This is a genomic window from Mycobacterium sp. IDUB_3 (assembly GCF_055419585.1).
In genome coordinates this window covers 2,316,272-2,335,609 of sequence record NZ_JBVAXZ010000001.1, presented here as the reverse complement: position 1 = coordinate 2,335,609, position 19,338 = coordinate 2,316,272, and the positions used below count along the sequence as shown (strand labels likewise).

General features: G+C 67.7%; 19 protein-coding genes. 11 read left to right on the top strand and 8 right to left on the bottom strand.

Going from position 1 to position 19,338, the window contains the following annotated elements; genetic code table 11:
• Positions 1–3: 3 nt before the first annotated feature.
• Genes ACZYVJ_RS10340 through ACZYVJ_RS10325 form a run of 4 tightly spaced genes read left to right on the top strand, consistent with a single transcriptional unit; the run spans position 4 to position 2,528 of the window.
• Positions 4–447 carry an SRPBCC family protein gene (locus tag ACZYVJ_RS10340; RefSeq protein WP_463830914.1) on the top strand — a complete coding sequence of 148 codons (444 nt, stop codon included), beginning with the start codon at positions 4–6 and terminating at the stop codon, positions 445–447.
• Positions 448–452: 5 nt separating this feature from the next.
• Positions 453–1,535, top strand: coding sequence for a CaiB/BaiF CoA transferase family protein (locus tag ACZYVJ_RS10335; RefSeq protein ID WP_463830913.1), 1,083 nt, complete (start codon positions 453–455; stop codon positions 1,533–1,535).
• Positions 1,536–1,593: 58 nt separating this feature from the next.
• Entirely contained in the window at positions 1,594–2,049 is a 456-nt protein-coding gene (locus ACZYVJ_RS10330) for an SRPBCC family protein (protein WP_463830912.1), read from the top strand.
• A gap of 38 nt (positions 2,050–2,087) precedes the next feature.
• Positions 2,088–2,528, top strand: a complete 441-nt coding sequence (locus ACZYVJ_RS10325; RefSeq protein ID WP_463830911.1) for an SRPBCC family protein — start codon at positions 2,088–2,090, stop codon at positions 2,526–2,528.
• Here ACZYVJ_RS10325 and ACZYVJ_RS10320 read toward each other — a convergent pair.
• Positions 2,525–3,706 carry a pyridoxal phosphate-dependent aminotransferase gene (locus ACZYVJ_RS10320; RefSeq protein WP_463830910.1) on the bottom strand — a complete coding sequence of 394 codons (1,182 nt, stop codon included), beginning with the start codon at positions 3,704–3,706 and terminating at the stop codon, positions 2,525–2,527. The two genes, ACZYVJ_RS10325 and ACZYVJ_RS10320, sit on opposite strands and share 4 nt — an antisense overlap.
• Positions 3,707–4,001: 295 nt before the next feature.
• Between ACZYVJ_RS10320 and ACZYVJ_RS10315 the strand changes: the two genes are divergently transcribed.
• Positions 4,002–5,213 carry an acetyl-CoA C-acetyltransferase gene (locus tag ACZYVJ_RS10315; protein ID WP_463830909.1) on the top strand — a complete coding sequence of 404 codons (1,212 nt, stop codon included), beginning with the start codon at positions 4,002–4,004 and terminating at the stop codon, positions 5,211–5,213.
• 4 nt (positions 5,214–5,217) lie between these two features.
• A complete protein-coding gene (locus ACZYVJ_RS10310; RefSeq protein WP_463830908.1) occupies positions 5,218–7,362 on the top strand; it encodes a 3-hydroxyacyl-CoA dehydrogenase NAD-binding domain-containing protein in 2,145 nt (714 codons plus the stop codon).
• 68 nt (positions 7,363–7,430) lie between these two features.
• Here ACZYVJ_RS10310 and ACZYVJ_RS10305 read toward each other — a convergent pair whose 3' ends face one another.
• Genes ACZYVJ_RS10305 through ACZYVJ_RS10295 form a run of 3 tightly spaced genes read right to left on the bottom strand, consistent with a single transcriptional unit; the run spans position 7,431 to position 10,192 of the window.
• Positions 7,431–8,036 carry a class I SAM-dependent methyltransferase gene (locus ACZYVJ_RS10305; protein ID WP_463830907.1) on the bottom strand — a complete coding sequence of 202 codons (606 nt, stop codon included), beginning with the start codon at positions 8,034–8,036 and terminating at the stop codon, positions 7,431–7,433.
• 26 nt (positions 8,037–8,062) lie between these two features.
• Positions 8,063–8,923: an LLM class F420-dependent oxidoreductase gene (locus ACZYVJ_RS10300; RefSeq protein ID WP_463830906.1), complete on the bottom strand. Its 861-nt coding sequence runs from the start codon at positions 8,921–8,923 to the stop codon at positions 8,063–8,065.
• A gap of 60 nt (positions 8,924–8,983) precedes the next feature.
• Positions 8,984–10,192, bottom strand: coding sequence for an FAD-dependent monooxygenase (locus ACZYVJ_RS10295; RefSeq protein ID WP_463830905.1), 1,209 nt, complete (start codon positions 10,190–10,192; stop codon positions 8,984–8,986).
• 76 nt (positions 10,193–10,268) lie between these two features.
• Here ACZYVJ_RS10295 and ACZYVJ_RS10290 point away from each other — a divergent pair, with 76 nt between their 5' ends.
• Positions 10,269–10,805 carry a TetR/AcrR family transcriptional regulator gene (locus ACZYVJ_RS10290; RefSeq protein ID WP_463830904.1) on the top strand — a complete coding sequence of 179 codons (537 nt, stop codon included), beginning with the start codon at positions 10,269–10,271 and terminating at the stop codon, positions 10,803–10,805.
• Between the two features lie 6 nt (positions 10,806–10,811).
• Here ACZYVJ_RS10290 and ACZYVJ_RS10285 read toward each other — a convergent pair whose 3' ends face one another.
• Positions 10,812–11,096 (bottom strand): hypothetical protein, encoded by a 285-nt coding sequence (locus ACZYVJ_RS10285; RefSeq protein WP_463830903.1) that lies wholly within the window; start codon positions 11,094–11,096, stop codon positions 10,812–10,814.
• Between the two features lie 87 nt (positions 11,097–11,183).
• On the opposite strand from ACZYVJ_RS10285, the gene ACZYVJ_RS10280 reads away from it, so the two are divergent.
• Complete coding sequence (locus ACZYVJ_RS10280) at positions 11,184–12,167, top strand: LLM class F420-dependent oxidoreductase (RefSeq protein WP_463830902.1); 984 nt, start codon at positions 11,184–11,186, stop codon at positions 12,165–12,167.
• A gap of 47 nt (positions 12,168–12,214) precedes the next feature.
• On the top strand, positions 12,215–13,267 hold the full coding sequence (locus ACZYVJ_RS10275) for an FAD-dependent monooxygenase (protein ID WP_463830901.1): 1,053 nt from the start codon (positions 12,215–12,217) through the stop codon (positions 13,265–13,267).
• Between the two features lie 4 nt (positions 13,268–13,271).
• Here the strand turns inward: ACZYVJ_RS10275 and ACZYVJ_RS10270 are convergent, their stop codons facing one another.
• Positions 13,272–13,565 carry a putative quinol monooxygenase gene (locus ACZYVJ_RS10270; protein WP_463830900.1) on the bottom strand — a complete coding sequence of 98 codons (294 nt, stop codon included), beginning with the start codon at positions 13,563–13,565 and terminating at the stop codon, positions 13,272–13,274.
• A 151-nt stretch (positions 13,566–13,716) separates the two neighbouring features.
• Between ACZYVJ_RS10270 and ACZYVJ_RS10265 the strand changes: the two genes are divergently transcribed.
• Together ACZYVJ_RS10265 and ACZYVJ_RS10260 are read left to right on the top strand one after the other, a co-directional pair.
• Entirely contained in the window at positions 13,717–14,130 is a 414-nt protein-coding gene (locus tag ACZYVJ_RS10265; protein WP_044488751.1) for a Zn-ribbon domain-containing OB-fold protein, read from the top strand.
• Positions 14,131–14,163: 33 nt separating this feature from the next.
• Positions 14,164–15,309 carry a thiolase family protein gene (locus tag ACZYVJ_RS10260; protein WP_463830899.1) on the top strand — a complete coding sequence of 382 codons (1,146 nt, stop codon included), beginning with the start codon at positions 14,164–14,166 and terminating at the stop codon, positions 15,307–15,309.
• A gap of 26 nt (positions 15,310–15,335) precedes the next feature.
• Here the strand turns inward: ACZYVJ_RS10260 and ACZYVJ_RS10255 are convergent, their stop codons facing one another.
• Positions 15,336–16,985: a DNA repair helicase XPB gene (locus ACZYVJ_RS10255; RefSeq protein ID WP_463830898.1), complete on the bottom strand. Its 1,650-nt coding sequence runs from the start codon at positions 16,983–16,985 to the stop codon at positions 15,336–15,338.
• Between the two features lie 51 nt (positions 16,986–17,036).
• A complete protein-coding gene (locus ACZYVJ_RS10250; protein ID WP_463830897.1) occupies positions 17,037–19,295 on the bottom strand; it encodes a helicase-associated domain-containing protein in 2,259 nt (752 codons plus the stop codon).
• Positions 19,296–19,338: the final 43 nt, after the last annotated feature.

Below are 19,338 nucleotides of genomic sequence, written 5' to 3'. Positions count from 1 at the left end.
GCCATGGCACTCAAAGAATCCCGCGACATCGTCATCGAAGCCAGTCCGGAGGAGATTTTGGACGTCATCGCCGACTTCGAAGCGATGCCCGAATGGTCGGAGCCGCATCAGAGCGCGGAGATCCTCGACACCGGCGACGACGGGCGCCCCCGCCAAGTGAAGATGAAGGTCAAGGTCGCCGGGATCACGGACGAACAGGTGATCGCCTACACGTGGGGCGACAACGTGGTGAGCTGGAAGCTGGTCAGCTCCTCGCAGCAGAAGGCGCAGGACGGGAAGTACACCCTGGTGCCGCAAGGCGACGGGACCCTGGTCAAGTTCGAGCTTCTCGCCGACCCGAACGTGCCGCTACCCGGCTTCGTGCTCAAGCGCGCCGTGAAGGGAACGATCGACTCGGCGACCAAGGCGCTGCGCGAGCGGGTGCTCCGGGTCAAGGAGGGCAAGTAGCCGCGGTGAGCGGTGGCGGGCCGCTGGCCGGGGTGCGAGTCATCGAACTCGGCGGCATCGGACCCGGGCCGCACGCGGGAATGCTGCTCGCCGATCTGGGTGCCGACGTGGTGCGGGTGCGGCGCCCGGCGGGCGGGCTCACCATGCCGGCCGAGGATCGCGACCTGCTGCACCGCGGCAAGCGAATCGTCGACCTGGACGTCAAGGCGCGGCCGCAGGAGCTGCTCGGCCTGGCCGCCAAGGCCGACGTGCTGCTGGACTGCTTTCGACCCGGGACCTGCGAGCGACTGGGCATCGGACCAGACGACTGCGCGTTGGCCAACCCGCGGCTGATCTACGCGCGGATGACCGGCTGGGGACAGGACGGGCCGCTGGCGCCGACCGCCGGTCATGACATCAACTATCTGGCGCAGACCGGTGCGCTGTCGGCGCTGGGCTACGCCGACCGGCCGCCGATGCCGCCGCTGAACCTGGTCGCCGATTTCGGCGGCGGCTCGATGCTGGTGGTGATCGGCATCGCGGTCGCCCTCTACGAGCGCGAACGCTCGGGCACCGGCCAGGTGATCGACGCGGCGATGGTCGACGGTGTCAGCCTGCTGGCCCAGGTCATGTGGACCATGAAGTCCACTGGGGCACTGCGCGACCGGCGCGAGTCGTTTCTGCTCGACGGTGGCGCCCCGTTCTACGGCTGCTACGAGACCGCCGACGGTAAGTACGTCGCCGTCGGCGCCATCGAGCCACAATTCTTCGCCGCGTTGCTCGACGGACTCGGCCTGTCACCCGACGACGTGCCCGCCCAACACGACAGAGCGTGCTACCCGCGGATGCGCGAGATCTTCGCCCAGCGGTTCGCCGGCCGCACTCGCGACGAATGGGCACAGACGTTCGCCGGCACCGACGCGTGCGTCACCGCGGTGCTGACGTGGAGCGAGGCCGCCGTCGACGATCACTTGCGGGCGCGATCCACGGTGATCACCGCCCACGGCGCCGACCAGGCCGCACCCGCCCCGCGCTTTTCGCGGACCCCGGCCGGACCGGTCGCAAGGCCGCCGGTTTCGGCCACGCCACTCAACGAAATCAACTGGTAGGAAACTCTTTACGCCGAATCCGTCCGTACCGGGGTCGGCGTTGCTAAGTTGATCTTCAGTGGCCGTAAAAGCATCACGGGAATTCGTTGTCAACGCGCCGCCAGAAGTGGTGATGGAGGCGCTGACAGATGTCGGCGTCCTCTCATCGTGGTCGCCGTTGCACAAACACATCGAAGTGATCGACCGTTATCCCGACGGCCGGCCCCACCACGTCAAGACCACCATCAAGATTCTCGGGCTGGTCGACAAAGAGGTCCTGGAATATCACTGGGGTCCCGATTGGGTTGTCTATGACGCCAAGGGGACCTCCCAGCAGCACGGGCAGCACGTCGAGTACACCCTCAAACCCGAAGGGATCGACCGGACCCGGGTGCGCTTCGACATCACCGTCGAACCCGGCCGGCCCATGCCGGCGTTCATCGTGCGGCGGGCCGCCGAGAGCGCTCTCGACGCCTCGATGAAGGGGTTGCGCGACTTGGTGGCACGCCCTACGGGTTCCCCCGGGCCGGAATAGCCTTCGCCGGTGACTGCGCTGGCGTTAACTTAGTAGTAGTGGCCGTTCAAGCATCGTCGGAAATCGTCATCGACGCGCCTCCGGAAGTCATCATGGAGGCGCTCGCCGATATGGATGCGGTGCCCTCGTGGTCGTCGGTCCACAAGCGGGTCGAGGTCGTCGACAAGCATCCCGACGGGCGCCCCCACCATGTGAAGGTCACGATCTCGGTGACCGGCATTCACGACACGGAATTGCTCGAATACCATTGGGGCCCAGACTGGATGGTGTGGGACGCTCAGAAGACGGCGCAGCAGCACGGTCAGCACGGCGAGTACAACCTGAGCCGGCTGGGCGTCGACAAGACCAGGGTGCGCTTCACCATCACCGTCGAACCGTGGGCGCCGCTCCCGGAGTTCTGGATCGCCCGGGCCCGCAAGAAAATCCTGCACGCCGCGCTGGAGGGCCTGCGCAAGCGTGTGATGGGGATGGCGGGCTAGCCGGCATCTTTCAGGGCGGCCAGCCGCTTGATCGCCTCGTCGAGGGTGTCGTCGCGTTTACAGAAGGTGAAGCGCACCAGGTGATTCCACACGTCGGCAGGGCCGCGCGTTGCGGCCGGGTCGCAGAACGCCGACATCGGGATCGCGGCCACGCCAACCTTTTCCGGTAGCGCCGCGCAGAACTCGCCGCTGTCGTCGTATCCCAGCGGACGCGGATCGGCGCAGAGGAAGTAGGTGCCGGCGCTGTCGTGCACCTCGAACCCGACGTCGATCAGCCCGGCGGCCAGACGGTCGCGTCTGGCCTGCAAAGTGGCGCGCAGACCGGCCACCCACGCGTCCTGCGTCTCCAGGGCCAAGGCCACCGCCGGCTGGAACGGCGCACCGCCGACGTAGCTCAGATACTGTTTGGCCGCGCGCATCCCGGCGATGAGTTCTGCTGGGCCGCAAGCCCATCCGATCTTCCATCCGGTGCAGTTGAACATCTTGGCCGCGCTGGAGATGGTGATCGTCCGCTCGGCCATGCCGTCGAAGCCGGCCAGCGGCACATGTCGCCGCCCGTCGAACACCAGGTGCTCGTAGACCTCATCGGTGATCACCAGCAGGTCGGCCGCGATCGCGACCTCGGCGATGGCCGCCAACTCCTCGGCGCTCAGCACCGTGCCCGTCGGGTTGTGCGGGGAGTTGACGATCAGCGCGCGGGTCCGTGGCGTTACCGCCCGGCGCAGGGCATCGGCGTCCAGGGCGAAGCCGCGGCCGTGGGGGACCAGCGGCACGGCCACCCGCTGCGCGGAGGCCATCGCCACCACCGGCGAGTAGGAGTCGTAGAACGGCTCGATGAGCAGGACCTCGGAGCCGGGTTCGATCAGGCCGATCACCGCGGACGCGATCGCTTCGGTCGCCCCGACCGTCACCAGCACCTCGGTGTCGGGGTCGTATTCGATGCCGTAGCGGCGCTGCCGCTGGGCGGCGATGGCGTGGCGCAGCGGTGCGATGCCGATGCCCGGCGGGTACTGGTTGACGCCGTCGGCGATGGCCTCCTGGGCGGCCTTCAGCATGGCCGGGGGCCCGTCCTCGTCCGGGAACCCCTGGCCGAGGTTCACCGCTCCGATGCGCGCGGCCAGCGCCGACATCTCGGCGAATACCGTCGTCGCGTAGGGGCGCAGTCGCGACACCGTCATGGTGGTCGAGCTTAGGCGGGGCGTGCCGCGGCGAGTGCCACGACGTGTCGCCAGCCCAATGTGAAGTGAGGTGCACACTCGTCGCCGAGCGTGAAGGTAGTTTCACGCTCGCCCGGGACGGGCGTCCCCCACCAACCGAGCGCGTGGTGTCCGTCACAGGGTGCCCTTGAGCTGCGCGATCTTGCCCAACCAACAGGTTGGCCGGGGCCCCTGTTAGGCTGGCGCGGGACCTAGTCTTGAAGACGGATTCGTCTTGAAGACGGATTCGAACCCAATTCGGAGAACAGGAAGTCGTATGTCCGAAGAAGCTTTTATCTATGAGGCCATCCGCACCCCGCGGGGCAAGCAGCGCAACGGTTCGCTGAACGAGGTGAAGCCGCTCAACCTGGTCGTGGGCCTGGTTGACGAGCTCCGTCGGCGATTCCCCGACCTGGACGAGAACCTGATCAGCGACATGATCCTGGGCGTCGTGTCCCCGGTCGGTGACCAGGGCGGTGACATCGCCCGCACCGCGGTGCTGGCCGCCGGCCTGCCCGAGACCACCGGCGGCGTGCAGCTCAACCGGTTCTGCGCGTCCGGCCTGGAGGCCGTCAACACCGCCGCGCAGAAGGTGCGCTCCGGCTGGGACGACCTGGTGCTGGCCGGCGGTGTCGAGTCGATGAGCCGCGTCCCGATGGGCTCCGACGGCGGCGCCTGGGCGACCGACCCCGAGACCAACTACCAGATCGGCTTCGTGCCCCAGGGCATCGGCGCCGACCTGATCGCGACCATCGAGGGCTTCTCCCGCGAGGACGTCGACCGCTACGCGCTGCGCTCGCAGGAGAAGGCGGCTGCGGCGTGGTCGGGCGGCTACTTCGCTAAGTCGGTCGTGCCGGTGCGCGACCAGAACGGATTGGTCATCCTCGACCACGACGAGCACATGCGGCCCGACACCACCCTGGAGGGGCTGGGCAAGCTGAAGACCGCATTCGACGGCATCGGCGAGATGGGCGGCTTCGACGACGTGGCGCTGACCAAGTACCACTACGTCGAGAAGATCAACCACGTGCACACCGGCGGCAACAGCTCCGGCATCGTCGACGGCGCCGCGCTGGTGCTGGTCGGCTCGGAAGCCGCGGGCAAGTCGCAGGGGCTGACCCCGCGGGCGCGCATCGTGGCCACCGCCACCAGCGGCTCCGACCCGGTCATCATGCTGACCGGCCCGACCCCGGCCACCCAGAAGGTGCTCGACCGCGCCGGCCTGACGGTCGACGACATCGACCTGTTCGAGCTCAACGAGGCCTTCGCCTCCGTCGTGCTGAAGTTCCAGAAGGACCTGCACATCCCGGACGAGAAGCTCAACGTCAACGGCGGCGCCATCGCGATGGGCCACCCGCTGGGCGCCACCGGCGCCATGATCACCGGCACCATGGTCGACGAGCTGGAGCGCCGCAACGCGCGTCGCGCCCTGGTCACGCTGTGCATCGGCGGCGGCATGGGTGTCGCCACCATCATCGAGAGGGTTTAAGACCATGGCAGAGAACACCATTCAGTGGGATAAGGACGCCGACGGCATCGTCACGCTGACCCTGGACGACCCCACCGGGTCGGCCAACGTGATGAACGAGCACTACGCGGAGTCGATGCACAACGCTGTGGAACGCCTTGCCGCCGAGAAGGATTCGATCACCGGCGTGGTCATCACCAGCGCGAAGAAGACCTTCTTCGCCGGCGGCGACCTCAAGGGCATGATCAACCTCGGCCCGGAGAACGCCGGCGAGGCGTTCGACACGGTCGAGTCGGTCAAGCGTGACTTGCGCGCGCTGGAGACCCTGGGCAAGCCGGTGGTCGCGGCCATCAACGGCGCCGCACTCGGCGGTGGCCTGGAGATCGCGCTGGCCTGTCATCACCGCATCGCCGCGGACGTCAAGGGCCTGGTCGTCGGCCTGCCCGAGGTCACGCTGGGCCTGCTGCCCGGCGGTGGCGGCGTGACCCGCACCGTGCGGATGTTCGGCATCCAGAACGCGTTCATGAACATCCTGTCGCAGGGCACCCGCTTCAAGCCGGACAAGGCCAAGGAAATCGGCCTCGTCGACGAGCTGGTCGGCTCGGTCGAGGAACTGGTGCCCGCCGCCAAGGCGTGGATCAAGGCCAACCCCGACTCGCACGAACAGCCCTGGGACAAAAAGGGTTACAAGATGCCCGGCGGCACCCCGGCCAGCCCCGCGCTGGCCGGCATCCTGCCGTCGTTCCCGGCGCTGCTCAAGAAGCAGCTCAAGGGCGCGCCGATGCCGGCGCCGCGGGCCATCCTGGACGCGGCCGTCGAGGGCGCGCAGGTGGACTTCGACACCGCCAGCCGCATCGAGAGCCGCTACTTCACCCAGCTGGTCACCGGCCAGGTCGCCAAGAACATGATCCAGGCGTTCTTCTTCGACCTGCAGCACATCAACGGCGGCGGTTCCCGTCCGGACGGCATCGAGCCGGTCAAGATCAACAAGATCGGCGTGCTGGGCGCGGGCATGATGGGCGCCGGCATCGCCTACGTGTCGGCCAAGGCCGGGTACGAGGTGGTGCTCAAGGACGTCAGCATCGAGGCCGCCCAGAAGGGTAAGGCCTACTCGGAAAAGCTTGAGGCCAAGGCACTTCAGCGTGGCAAGACCACCGAGGAGAAGAGCAAGGCGCTGCTGGACCGGATCACGCCGGCCGCCGACCCGGCCGACTTCAAGGGCGTCGACTTCGTGATCGAGGCCGTGTTCGAGAACCAGGAACTCAAGCACAAGGTGTTCCAGGAGATCGAGGACGTCGTCGAGCCCAACGCGCTCCTGGGTTCCAACACCTCGACGCTGCCGATCACCGGTCTGGCGACCGGCGTGAAGCGCCAAGAGGACTTCATCGGGATCCACTTCTTCTCGCCGGTCGACAAGATGCCGCTGGTGGAAATCATCAAGGGCGAGAAGACCTCTGACGAGGCGCTGGCCCGCGTGTTCGACTACACGCTGGCCATCGGCAAGACCCCGATCGTGGTCAACGACAGCCGCGGCTTCTTCACCAGCCGCGTCATCGGCACGTTCGTCAACGAGGCGCTGGCGATGCTGGGCGAGGGCGTGGAGCCGGCGAGCGTCGAGCACGCCGGGTCGCAGGCCGGCTACCCGGCCCCGCCGCTGCAGCTGTCCGACGAGCTCAACCTGGAGCTGATGCACAAGATCGCGACCGCCACCCGCAAGGGCGTCGAAGACGCGGGCGGCACCTACGAGCCGCACCCGGCCGAGGCCGTCGTCGAGAAGATGATCGAACTCGAACGCCCGTCGCGGCTGAAGGGCGCCGGCTTCTACGAGTACGTCGACGGCAAGCGGACCCGGCTGTGGCCGGGCCTGCGCGAGACGTTCAAGTCCGGCAGCGCGGAAATTCCGTTGCAGGACATGATCGATCGCATGCTGTTCGCCGAGGCGCTGGAGACGCAGAAGTGCCTGGACGAGGGCGTGCTGACGTCGACCGCCGACGCCAACATCGGGTCGATCATGGGCATCGGCTTCCCGCCGTACACCGGTGGTAGCGCGCAGTTCATCGTCGGTTACCAGGGCGCGGGTGGTATCGGCAAGCAAGCCTTCGTGGCCCGGGCCAAGGAACTGGCCGCCAAGTACGGCGACCGCTTCCTGCCGCCGGCGTCGCTGAGCTAAGTACTACGAGCGCGAAAGCCCCCGAAACAACGAGGTTTCGGGGGCTTTCGTTTTGGGGTCGCGAAAGGCTAACGGCGCCTTTGGAACAGGTAGTACCACGCCGGAGTCTTCTCGGCGCGGTCCAGCTCGCGTTCGGCCCCGGCCGACGACAGCGTCCAGCTCTGTGTAAATCGTCGTTCCATCTCGGCGCGGTCGATGCCTCGCACCCCGACCCGGCCGCCCGGGATGAACGCGACGATCAGCAGCCGCGCATCGGGTGCCGCGACGGCGGTGATCTCCCGGACGTAGGCGTCGCGGTCCGCATCGCTCATGTTGTGCAGGCACCCGTTGTCGACGATCAGCTCGAAGTTCGCGCCGATGCCGGCCCGGCTCAGCTGAGTGACGTCGGCCTGGACGAACTCGACCGCGGCGCCGGCCGCGCGTGCCTTGGCGCGCGCCCGCTCGAGGGGCTTGGCCACGAAGTCGACCGCGGTGACGTTCCAGCCGTGTTGGGCGAGATAAATGGAGCAGTCACCCGTACCGCAGCCGACTTCCAGGGCCCGCCCGGCGGGCAGTGCCGCGGCGTCGCCCGTTCCCTCGACCAGATCCCGCACGCTCTGCGCGAGCGGGTGACCATCCCATGGGGTGAAGCCGATGCGGTAGAAGATCCGAAACAGCGTTTGTTTGGAAGCCATAGCTCACCCTAGGCCCGTCGGGCCGGTCACCGGGAGGCCGCGGCGATGCGACGCCATTCCTCCCGCGGGAAGGCCCGGGGATCGGCCCGCAGCACCTGCACGCAGACATGGTCGGCGCCCGCGGACCGATGCTCGGCGACGCGGCGCATCACGGCCTCCTCGTCACCCCACGCGATGATCGCGTTGAAGAGCCCATCGCTGACCTGCGACAGGTCGTCTTGGGAGAAGCCGCTGCGCAGCAGATTGTTGGCGTAGTTGGGCAGCGCCAAATACGCGCGCAGCCAATCGGTTCCGATCTGACGGGCCTCGTCGGCGCTGTCGGTCAGGATCACCGTCTGTTCGGGAAGCAGCAACGGGCCCCGGCCCAGAGTCGAACGGGCGGAAGCGGTGTGCTCGGGGGTGACGAGGTACGGGTGGGCGCCGCCGGCGCGGGTCGCCGACAGCGTCAGCATCTTCGGCCCGAGCGCGGCCAGCACCCGGCGGTCGGTGGGAACCGGCCGCGGCGCCGCATCCAAGCCGTCCAGGAAGGACGCCGTCGCCGCCAGCGGTTTGCGGTAACGCCCGGGTTGGCCGGCATCGATCAGCGGCGCGTGGCTGACACCGATTCCGAGCAGGAAGCGGTCGCCGTGCTCGGCGGTCAGCGTCGCATAGGAGTCGGCGACATCGGCGGGCGCATGCATCCACAGGTTCAGGATTCCCGTGGCGATCACGGTCCGCCTGGTCGCGCCGAGCAGATGGGCCACCGCGTCGAATACCGGCCCGCCGACGTCGGGTATCCACAGCGCCGGGAAGCCTAGTTCATCGAGTTCGGCTGCGGCCTCGGCAGATTCGGCCGGGTCACCGTAGCGCAGTTGACTACTCCAGATTCCAACACCGGTCAGTTCCATGTGCGGCCTTCCCTTCGTGGCGCGCGGCTGCTCGGGGCCGCGGCTCTACAGGACATGCTGTCAGACGTCGCTTCCGGTGTATTCGGGCACCGGCATCGAATCGTGCATCCGGATCCCCTTGGTGTTGAGCTTGGCCACGGAGCGCGACATGGACCCGGGCATCGCCGAGATCAGCTGGGCGCCACGGGTTAACGCCCACACGCCAACTCGTGAACCGGGAATGATGCCCTTGGCGGCGCCACGGGCGAAAGTCCGGCTGCGATGCACCGGTTCTTGCATCCGCAATTCGTAGGCGGCGAAGGCGCGCAGGTGGTCGCCTTCGGCCTCGGCGAGTTCGCCGGCCAGCACGTAGGCGCCGAGGACGGCGAGGCTGGTGCTGCCGCCCACCGCGGGTCCCGGGCAGTATCCCGCGTCGCCGACCAGGGTGACCCGGCGCCGCGACCACCGGTCGGTGCGCAGTTGGGTGATCGAGTCGAAGTAGAAGGTGGGCGTGCGCTCCAGTTCGTTCAGCCAGCTGTCCACCTGGTCGTGCATCCCGCTGAACGCCTGGCGCAGTAATTCCTTCTGCCGCAACGCATCATGATGGTCGTAGTCCAATTCCGATTTGCTGCGGAACATGAACACCGCGCGGGCGTCGTCCAGGTGATCAGCCGTGTAGATCCCGGCGAAACGGCCGGCGCCGACGTGAGCGACCATGTCGCCGGAATCGACCAGCGCCTTGGGTGCCGACACCACCGACAGGTACCCGCCGAGGAAGCGCGTCAGGTCGGCCTCCTCGCCGAAGGTCAGGCGGCGGACGTGGGAGTGCAGCCCATCGGCACCCACGATGACGTCGAAGGCGCGCGCCGGGGCGTGCTCGAATGTCACAGTCCCGTCGTGCTCGATCGCGGTGATCGAGTCGCCGAACAGGTACTCGACGTCGTCACGGGCGGCGTCGTAGTAGATCTCGCTCAGATCGTCGCGCATGATCTCCACGTGCCGGTCGGATGTGGCGGCGTAGATCTTGGTGAGGTCGATCCGGGTGGCTTTTGTCCGGCCTTCCCGGTACATCGTCAGCCGGTCCGTCCCCGTGGCCAGCGCCTCGATGCGCGGGAGGACGCCCATCTTCGCCGAGATTTCCATTGCGGGACGGAACAAGTCGACGGCGTGGCCGCCGGTCTTGCGCAGCGTCGGCGCGCGCTCCACGACGGTGACGTCGAAGCCGTACCGGGTCAGCCAGTACGCCAGGACCGGGCCGGCGATGCTGGCGCCAGAGATGAGAATCCGCATGATCACCTCCACTTACTTAACGTTCGGTAAGCATAACATCCCGCTTACCTATCGGTAAGTCAGATAAACTCGTGGGGTGAGCAGGCCCCGGTCGGACACCCGTGAGCGCATCCAGCAGGTCGCCCGCGAGCTGTTCTTGCAGCGGGGTGTGCAGCGCACCAGCCTGCAGGACATCGCAAATGAGCTGGGCATCACCAAACCCGCGCTGTATTACCACTTTCCGTCACGCGAAGACCTGGTGCGCAGCATCCTGGTGCCGCTGATCGACGAGGGTGAACAATTCGTCGCCGACCACGAGGCCCGCCGTCACAACGATGTGCGCGAGCTGCTGGAGGGCTATTTCGACTTCCATTACCGGCACCGACGGGATCTGGTGCTGCTCTTGACCGAGCTGTCCACGCTGATCGACCTTGACCTCATCGACACCGTGCTGGCGTGGCGTGAGCGGCTCGCCAGGCTGGTCTTCGGCAAGAAGCCGACGCTCGCGCAGTCCACCAGGGCGGTGGTCGCCTTCGGCGGCTTGCAGGACTGCTGCGTGCAGTTCCCCGATGCGCCCCACGAGGAGCTACGCGAGAAGTCGGTTGCGGCCGCGCTCGATGCGCTGGGTGCGTGAGGCGCGTCAGGACGTGCCTGCGCCGCTCGCGGTGCTTTGGTCTTGGGCGTTCTGAGTGAAGATATCGCCGGGGGTCTGCCCGTTGTCGTTGACGAAATTCGTGTCGTCCGTGGGCAAGGGGGCGGTGGCCGACGGTCCCGCGGCGACCACGGCGTCGCTTTCAGCCTGCGGTGCGGCGCTGAAGAAGACGAGCGTCGCGATCGCGGCGGCCCCGGCGAAGAGCGCGGGTGCGGCATAGATGTGCCGGCGGTCAGCGCCGGCGGGATTGGTGGGGTGCCCGACTGTCGTCATGCGTTATGTGTACGGTGTCGGCTTCGGCGACGGCTGGGCGCGGCTTATCGATCAGCTGTGAGCCCGTGCAGGCTAAAGTCCCGAGGTATGCGCTTTGGACTCTTCATCCCGCAGGGCTGGCGGATGGATCTGGTCGACATCGAACCCGAAAGACACTGGGCGGTGATGCGCGACCTGGCCACCTACGCCGACAACAGTGCGTGGGACTCGCTGTGGGTCTACGACCACTTCCACACCGTGCCGATGCCGACCGGCGAGGCCACACATGAAGCGTGGTCGCTGATGGCGGCCTACGCGGCAACCACGTCGCGGATCAAACTCGGCCAGATGTGCACGGCGATGAGCTACCGCAACCCCGTCTATCTCGCCAAGGTGGCCGCCACGGCCGACATCATCTCCGGTGGCCGCATTCAGATGGGTATCGGCGGCGGCTGGTACGAACACGAATGGCGCGCTTACGGTTACGGATTCCCCTCGGCGGGAACGCGATTGGGCCGGCTGGACGAGGGCGTGCAGATCATGCGCGATGCGTGGCGCGACGGCAAGGTCAGCTTGGACGGCAAGCATTATCAGGTCGACGGCGCGATCGTTGAACCGAAACCGTTGCAGGACGGGGGTATTCCCTTCTGGATCGCCGGTGGCGGCGAGAAGGTGACGTTGCGCATAGCCGCGCAGTACGCGCAATACACCAACTTCACGCCGGAGCTCGAGGCCTTCAAACACAAATCGGAAGTGCTGGCGGAGCACTGTCGCGAGGTGGGCACCGACTTCGACGCCATCGTGCGCTCGGCCAACTTCAGCGCGATCATCGGCACCTCCGACGCCGACGTCAAAGACCGGCAGCGGCGGATACGCGACCGCATGTCCCGCTACGTCCCCGAGGCGGCGGCGGATGCCATGCTCTCCGGCGGTTCGGAGGGGGCAACGGGCACAACGGAACAAGTCATCGAGCGGATCACCAAGGTCCGCGACCTCGGGTGTGAATACGCGATCTGCTACTTCCCCGAGGCCGCCTACGACCGCTCCGGCATCGAATTGTTCGAACGCGAAGTGATTCCCGCGCTGAGCTAGGGACCCCCGGTGCTTCGTCGGCGAGCTGGTACGGCAATGGTGTGTGCATGAGGGTGGGCGTCATCGGCGGCGGCTTCGCGGGTTTGGCGGCTGCCATCGCATTCCGGCAGGACGGCCACGACGTCACCGTGTTCGAGAAGATGTCCGGTCCCTCTGCAATGGGCGGCGCCATCGCGCTGGCCCCAAACGCGTTGGCGTGCCTGTCGATTCTGGGTGTACGCCACCACGTGGCGACCGACCCGTGGTCCCGGACGGTGGCCACCGTACGGGCCCGCGACGGGCGCGTCTTGGTCAGACGCACGCTAGCGCAACTCGCCGGCGGTGATGAATTCGCGACGGTGCCGCGCGCCGCGTTGATTGCCTGGCTGGCGGCCGCGCTGCCCTCGCAGTGTGTGCGGTACGCGGCCAGCGTCACCCACGTCGCTGCCGATGGCTCGGTGGTGGTGGACGGCAGCGCGGTGCGGTTCGATCTGGTGATCGGCGCAGACGGGTTGCGCAGCGTAACGAGAAGGCTAGTGTTTGCGGACGCGCCGCCGCCGCGCCCGACCGGCATCACCGGGTGGGCCTGGATAGCGGACCGCGAACTCGTCAGCGGTTTCGGTCCGATTTGGGGCCAGACAGCGGATTTCGGCATCTTGCCTTTGGTCGACGGCCGCACTTACGTCTACGGCGGCACCCGGCGCCGGCACACGGACCTGCGGTCGTTTCGCGACTGGCCAGAGCCCTTGCCAGCGCTGATCGAGGCCGCGACGGACGGCGAAATGATCACACCGGAGATCTTTGAAGCCCGGCCACCCCGTCGACTCGCCCGCGGCAACGTTGCGCTGATCGGTGACGCCGCGCACTGCATGCGGCCCACCTTCGGCCAGGGCGCAGCGCTGGCCATGGAAGACGCGATAACGCTGGCCCGCCACGGCGTACCCGGGCTGTCTCGACGATGGCTGCGCATGCTCGCTTTGTACGGCGCGTCCAAGGCGGGTTCCCGGTTCACCGCCCCGGGCAGCGCCGTCCTGGAGAGCACACGAGACCGAGCGCTTCGAATGCTGCCCGACCCGCTGTTCGCGGCCGTGGCGGGCCGGGTGAGCCGGTGGCGCGGCTAGCGCGTTATACGTCGCTGGTGAGGTACCTGGTTTTGGCCGGTGGCGCGGCGAGCAGCGGGGGAAGCTGCGTCAGCTTGCCTTCGCCGGCGCGAAACGCGCGGTAGGCCTCGTCGTGCTCGACGGTCTCCCACAACTCGTAGATGAGCCAGTGCGCCTCGTCGTCCTCGTCGACCAGCACGTCGGTGCGGACGTTGCCGTCGAACGCCCGGGTGTCCTGCAGCGCTCGGCCCATCAGCTCGCGCCCCGCGGCGACCTCGTCGGGCTTAAACCTGAGCTCAAGTATCACCGTGACCGTCATAGCCCCAACATATCTTCGGGCCGCGGCCCACCGGTGGCCTGGCCTTCCTCCCGCGGATGAGAATGCGGTTTCCACTTTTCGGAAGGCTGTTATACGGTTCAGTGAGCAATATTCTGTTGGCGGATTGTGGACGATCCTGGAGGATCCCTCGATGCAGAAGGCACTAGCCCCCGAGATCTCTACCTGGCCCGATGAGAGCCCGCAGCTGATCGGCAGCCGATGCGGCAGCTGTGCGGCCACCACCTTCCCGGTGCAGCAGTGGTGCCCGCGATGCAGCGCCGCCGAGATGTCCGACGTGCTGTTGCCCCGGCGCGGGACGCTGGTGGCGTGGACCACCCAGGGCTTCCCGCCCGGAGCTCCCTATGCCGGCCCGACCGGCAAGGACTTCGTGCCGTTCGGCGTGGGGTTGGTCCAGCTGGGTGACGTCATCCGCGTCGAAGGCCGGTTGACCGAGAACGACCCGGCCAAGCTGCAGTTCGGCCAGGAAGTCGAACTCACCATGGTGCCTTTCGCAACCGACGACGAGGGCGCCGAAATCATCACCTTCGCTTTCCAGCCGGTCTAGCGGGTCGCCACCATCTGATTAGGAGCACATGAGATGACGAACGACGTCGCCATCATCGGCGTGGGCCTGCACCCGTTCGGTCGGTTCGACAAGACCGCGATGCAGATGGGCGCCGAGGCCGTCCAGCTCGCACTCAAAGACGCCGGCGTGGATTGGAAGGACATCCAGTTCGGCTTCGGGGGCAGCTACGAGGTCTCCAATCCCGACGCGGTCACCCGCCTGGTCGGACTAACCGGCATCACGTTCACCAACGTGTTCAACGCCTGCGCCACCTCGGCCAGCGCCATTCAGCAGACCGCCGACACCATCCGGCTGGGCAAGTACGACATCGGCATCGCGATCGGGCTGGACAAGCACCCGCGCGGCGCCTTCACCGACGACCCCGCCAAGCTGGCGCTGCCCCAGTGGTACGCCAACAACGGCCAGTTCGTCACCACCAAGTTCTTCGGGATGAAGGCCAACAAGTACATCCACGACCACAACATCTCGCAGGAGACACTGGCGCGGGTGGCGAACAAGAACTTCCGCAACGGTGCGCTGAACCCGAATGCCTTCCGGCGCAAGGAGATCTCCATCGAGGAGATCCTCAACTCGCCCGCGCTGAACTACCCGTTGACGCAGTACATGTTCTGCGCGCCCGACGAGGGGGCAGCCGCGGTCATCATGTGTCGTGCGGATATGGCCGAGAAGTTCACCGAAAAGCCAGTTTACGTGCGCGCCTGCGAGATTCGGACCCGGCGCTTCGGTGCCTACGAGGTGCACGCCACGTCGGCGCCGCTGGACGAGGACGCGTCACCGACGGTGTATGCCGCCAAGGCCGCCTACGAGGCGGCCGGCATCGGCCCGGAGGACGTCGACGTCGCGCAGTTGCAGGACACCGACGCCGGCGCCGAGGTGATCCACATGGCCGAGACCGGCCTGTGTGCGGACGGCGAGCAGGAGAAGCTGCTGGCCGACGGCGCCACCGAGATCCACGGCTCGATGCCGGTCAACACCGACGGCGGGCTGATCGCCAACGGCGAGCCGATCGGCGCGTCGGGGCTGCGGCAGATGCACGAACTGGTGCGGCAGTTGCGCGGCGAGGCGGGGGAGCGTCAGGTGCCCGGCGACCCGCGCGTCGGGCTGGCCCAGGTGTACGGCGCGCCCGGCACCGCGTCGGCGACCATCCTGTCGCGCTAACCGCCTGAGCGGCGAGCGGCCACAACCTAAATCGCCGGCCCCAAGAGGTCGTCCGCGTCGCGGATGATGTAGCCGTAGCCCTGCTCGGCCAAGAAGCGCTGCCGGTGCGCGGCGTACTCCGCGTCCAGGCTGTCGCGCGCCACCACGGAATAGAAGATGGCACCCCCACCGTCGGACTTGGGCCGCAGCAGCCTACCCAGCCGTTGCGCCTCCTCCTGGCGCGAGCCGAATGTTCCCGAAACCTGCACCGCCACAGAGGCTTCCGGCAGGTCAATGGAGAAGTTCGCGACCTTGGACACCACCAGGGTGGACAACTCGCCACGCCGGAACGCGTCGAACAGCTCTTCGCGTTCCTTGGTCCGAGTGGACCCCTGGATCACCGGGGCGTTCAGTTCGGCACCGAGCTCGTCGAGCTGATCGAGGTAGGCGCCGATCACCAGGGTCTGCTCGCCGGGATGCTTCGCCAGGATCGATTTGACCACAGCGATTTTGGTGTGCACCGTCGAGCAGAGCTTGTACCGCTCTTCGGGCTCGGCGGTGGCGTACAGCATCCGCTCGTTGTCCGTCATGGTGACCCGCACCTCGACGCATTCGGCCGGTGCGATCCACCCCTGCGCCTCGATATCCTTCCACGGCGCGTCGTAGCGTTTCGGGCCGATCAGCGAAAACACGTCGCCCTCGCGGCCGTCCTCGCGGACCAGCGTGGCGGTCAGGCCCAGGCGCCGCTTGGACTGCAGATCGGCGGTCATCCGAAACACCGGCGCCGGCAACAGATGGACCTCGTCGTAGATGATCAATCCCCAATCCCGGCTGTCAAAGAGCTCCAGGTGCCGGTACTCGCCCTTGGTGCGCCGCGTGATCATCTGATAGGTCGAAATGGTGACCGGACGGATCTCCTTACGTTCGCCGGAGTATTCGCCGATCTCGTCCTCGGTGAGCGACGTGCGGGCGATCAGTTCGCGCTTCCATTGCCGCGCCGCGACGATATTGGTGACCAGAATCAGCGTCGTCGCACCGGCTTTCGCCATGGCGGCAGCGCCCACCAGTGTCTTACCTGCGCCGCACGGAAGCACCACCACCCCGGAGCCCCCGGACCAGAACGAGTCGGTGGCCATCTGTTGATAGTCGCGCAGGTGCCAGCCGTCCTGGGCCAGGCTGATCGGATGCGCTTCGCCGTCGACGTAGCCGGCGAGATCCTCTGCGGGCCAACCGATTTTGAGCAGCATCTGCTTGACGCGGCCGCGCTCGCTGGGGTGGACGATGACGGTGTCGTCATCGAGCCGCGCCCCTAGCATCGGGGCGATCTTCTTGTTGCGCAACACCTCTTCGAGCACCGCGCGATCCAGGCTCACCAGCGTCAGGCCGTGCGCGGGGTTCTTTACCAGTTGCAGGCGGCCGTAGCGGGCCATGGTGTCGACGATGTCGACCAGCAGCGGCTGGGGCACCGCGTAGCGCGAGAAGCTCACCAGCGCGTCGACCACCTGCTCGGCGTCATGACCGGCGGCGCGGGCGTTCCACAGCGCCAGCGGCGTGATGCGGTAGGTGTGCACGTGCTCGGGCGCGCGCTCCAGCTCGGCGAACGGCGCGATGGCGGCGCGCGCCGCGCGGGCCTGCTCGTGGTCCACTTCGAGCAGCACCGTCTTATCCGACTGCACGATCAACGGTCCGTCAGACATCGTCAGCGCCACTCCTCCTCATCTGTGTTCCGTCGGCGGGCATGCCAACCATTATCGGGCGGTGGCCGACACGACCGACGTGATGCGGTGAATGGCGAAGTCACGCAGCCGGCCGGACGCCGAATCGAAGGCGACCAGCTGACCGCCCTTGATGGTGATGGGCGACACCACCCGCTGGGTGGCCACGCCCGCCGCATCCAGATAACCGATCACCAGGGTGTCTTGTTCCTTGGCCGCGCGCTGCAGCTGGGTCATGGTGACGGCAGGATCGACGCGGATATTGCCGAACGGTGCGGCGGTCACCTTGCGCAGCACCGCGACCACCGCGTTGAGGCTTTCGCTGTTGGGGCGCCGGACCGGGCGATACGGCCGGCGCTGCTGGGGTGTCGCCACCCGGGCCCCGCGCTGACGCACGTCGACGATGGCTCCGGAGGAATCCTCGGCCGCCGGGGCGAAGCCCGCGGCGCGCAACGCGGTGAGCACGTCGCCGATGGGCGCCGGTGACACAGCGACGGTCGGCGCCAGCGCCCGCAGCTGCACCTCGTCGGTCGCCGGCGCGGCCACCGCCTGCGCCAGCAGCGCGGGGTCCTCGCAACGAACGAACGACGCGGCCATGCCGATCCGCAGCTGTCCATGCCGGCGCGCGACATCGTCGATCAGATAGGTAAGTCCTTGTGGCACTGGCGTTTTGGAATGCCTGGCGAAAAGGGAATGCATCCAGTCGCGGGTCTTGCCGACATCGAGTGCATGCCGGATCGACTGCTCGGTGATGCGGTACACCATCGCGGTGCCGGCCGATTCGACGGTGGCGACGACGGCGAGTTGCTCGGCCAGGTCGCGTTCCAACGGCCCGGGCACCACCACCGTCAGGTCCGCCTGCACCAGGAAATGGTCGACCGGCTTGGGCAGGGCGCGGTTCATCGCTTCGATCGCGGCCTGCGGATCCCCGTCGTCGTCCAGCAGCGCCCGCCCCGGCGTGCTGATCGCCCCGCGGCCCACCAGGCCCAGGGCGTTGCTCTCGGCGAGCAGGTCCCCGACGGGTCCGGGCTGCAATCGCTTCGCCCAGCGCGGACGTCGCCAGATCAGCGCCGCGGAGGCTTCCGCCGCGTTGACGCCGGCCCCGGGCGACAGTTCGGCCAGCATGCCGAGCAACAGCCGGCGATCCAGCGGTGCGGCCGTGGAGTACAGCCCGTCGGTGAGGGCCCCGTAGGGCTTGGCGTCGGGCCCGCGGCTGCCGATCAGCGCCGGGCGGCCGGGAAGGTCGAGCCAACTACTCGCCAACAGCTGCCAGCGTTCGGCGGCCGACATCGCGGTGTACCGGTCGGTGGCGATGGTCGGCGCCCAGTACGGTGCCTCGCCGGTGACCGGCTCGGGGTCGGGCATACCGCTGGCGATCAATCCGGCCGCGGCCGTGACTTCGAGGATCAATCCCAGCCGCGGTTCCTCGACGCCGGTCACCTTGCTCAGCCGCTTGACGTCGCGAATGCCAAGGCCGCCGCTGCGCAGCTCGGAAACCGGTGCGGTGGAAAGCGTTTCAAGTAGGACGTCGACCTCGTGCAGCAGGTCGATGACGGCCCCGGCGGCCGCCGCGTCGGCATCGTCGGCCGTGGTCGTCGACACCACCGGGTCGGGCGCGGTCAGCTGCATGGGGCCGGGCTGTTCGCCGCGCAGCACCTGTCCGACGTGGCGGGGCAGGATCACCGTCTCGGCGTCGATGCGCCGCAGCAGCCCCATGGCCAGCAGCTGAGGCACCGGCCGGTCGGCGGCCGCGCCGGGCGCGGCGTCGCGGGTGCGGCCCATCGGGGAGCCCTCGAGAAGTTTCTCCAACACGTCGAGCTGCGCCTGGTTGAGGTCGTCGATCAGGCCGGCGATCTCCTCGGCGCTGCGCGAGGTGTCCTCGAGAATGACCTGGCCCGGATGCCACGGCATTCCCGTCGCGGCGTCGGCGGCCACCCGCAGCGCGGCCTCGCCCCAGACCAGCGCGCGTTGCCGGAGGTCGTCGACGGCGGCGAGGACGTCGGATTCGGGGGCGCGGTCACCGATCAGCGCCAGCAGCTTCGCGGCCGGCACAGGCTCCACGTCGGCCTGCAGCACCAGCAGCGCGTCGAGAACGGCCAGGCGCAGGAAGTCGAGGTCGTCGGTGCCGGCCTTGATCGACTGGCGGGCCTGGGCGCGCGCGGCCAGTGCGGCGATGCTGCCGGGTGGGGGCTGGGCGAGGTCCGGCCGCAATTCCAACAGTCGGATCAGCCGCTCATCGGATAACTCGGCCAGCCAAGACCCCAGCGGGATATCCGGGGTGTTGTCGGTCATTGCTGACCAGCGTAAAGCAGGTTGCCGGTACCGAGCAGAGCTC

What these genes read in the sequence shown, in the direction of transcription:
- ACZYVJ_RS10315 (WP_463830909.1), top strand. Translation starts at nt 4,002, where the DNA reads ATGTCCGAAGAAGCTTTTATCTATGAGGCCATCCGCACCCCGCGGGGC.
- ACZYVJ_RS10270 (WP_463830900.1), bottom strand. Translation starts at nt 13,565, where the DNA reads ATGACGGTCACGGTGATACTTGAGCTCAGGTTTAAGCCCGACGAGGTC.
- ACZYVJ_RS10255 (WP_463830898.1), bottom strand. Translation starts at nt 16,985, where the DNA reads ATGTCTGACGGACCGTTGATCGTGCAGTCGGATAAGACGGTGCTGCTC.
- ACZYVJ_RS10250 (WP_463830897.1), bottom strand. Translation starts at nt 19,295, where the DNA reads ATGACCGACAACACCCCGGATATCCCGCTGGGGTCTTGGCTGGCCGAG.
- ACZYVJ_RS10280 (WP_463830902.1), top strand. Translation starts at nt 11,184, where the DNA reads ATGCGCTTTGGACTCTTCATCCCGCAGGGCTGGCGGATGGATCTGGTC.
- ACZYVJ_RS10320 (WP_463830910.1), bottom strand. Translation starts at nt 3,706, where the DNA reads ATGACGGTGTCGCGACTGCGCCCCTACGCGACGACGGTATTCGCCGAG.
- ACZYVJ_RS10295 (WP_463830905.1), bottom strand. Translation starts at nt 10,192, where the DNA reads ATGCGGATTCTCATCTCTGGCGCCAGCATCGCCGGCCCGGTCCTGGCG.
- ACZYVJ_RS10305 (WP_463830907.1), bottom strand. Translation starts at nt 8,036, where the DNA reads ATGGCTTCCAAACAAACGCTGTTTCGGATCTTCTACCGCATCGGCTTC.
- ACZYVJ_RS10340 (WP_463830914.1), top strand. Translation starts at nt 4, where the DNA reads ATGGCACTCAAAGAATCCCGCGACATCGTCATCGAAGCCAGTCCGGAG.
- ACZYVJ_RS10310 (WP_463830908.1), top strand. Translation starts at nt 5,218, where the DNA reads ATGGCAGAGAACACCATTCAGTGGGATAAGGACGCCGACGGCATCGTC.
- ACZYVJ_RS10300 (WP_463830906.1), bottom strand. Translation starts at nt 8,923, where the DNA reads ATGGAACTGACCGGTGTTGGAATCTGGAGTAGTCAACTGCGCTACGGT.
- ACZYVJ_RS10265 (WP_044488751.1), top strand. Translation starts at nt 13,717, where the DNA reads ATGCAGAAGGCACTAGCCCCCGAGATCTCTACCTGGCCCGATGAGAGC.
- ACZYVJ_RS10260 (WP_463830899.1), top strand. Translation starts at nt 14,164, where the DNA reads ATGACGAACGACGTCGCCATCATCGGCGTGGGCCTGCACCCGTTCGGT.
- ACZYVJ_RS10285 (WP_463830903.1), bottom strand. Translation starts at nt 11,096, where the DNA reads ATGACGACAGTCGGGCACCCCACCAATCCCGCCGGCGCTGACCGCCGG.
- ACZYVJ_RS10275 (WP_463830901.1), top strand. Translation starts at nt 12,215, where the DNA reads ATGAGGGTGGGCGTCATCGGCGGCGGCTTCGCGGGTTTGGCGGCTGCC.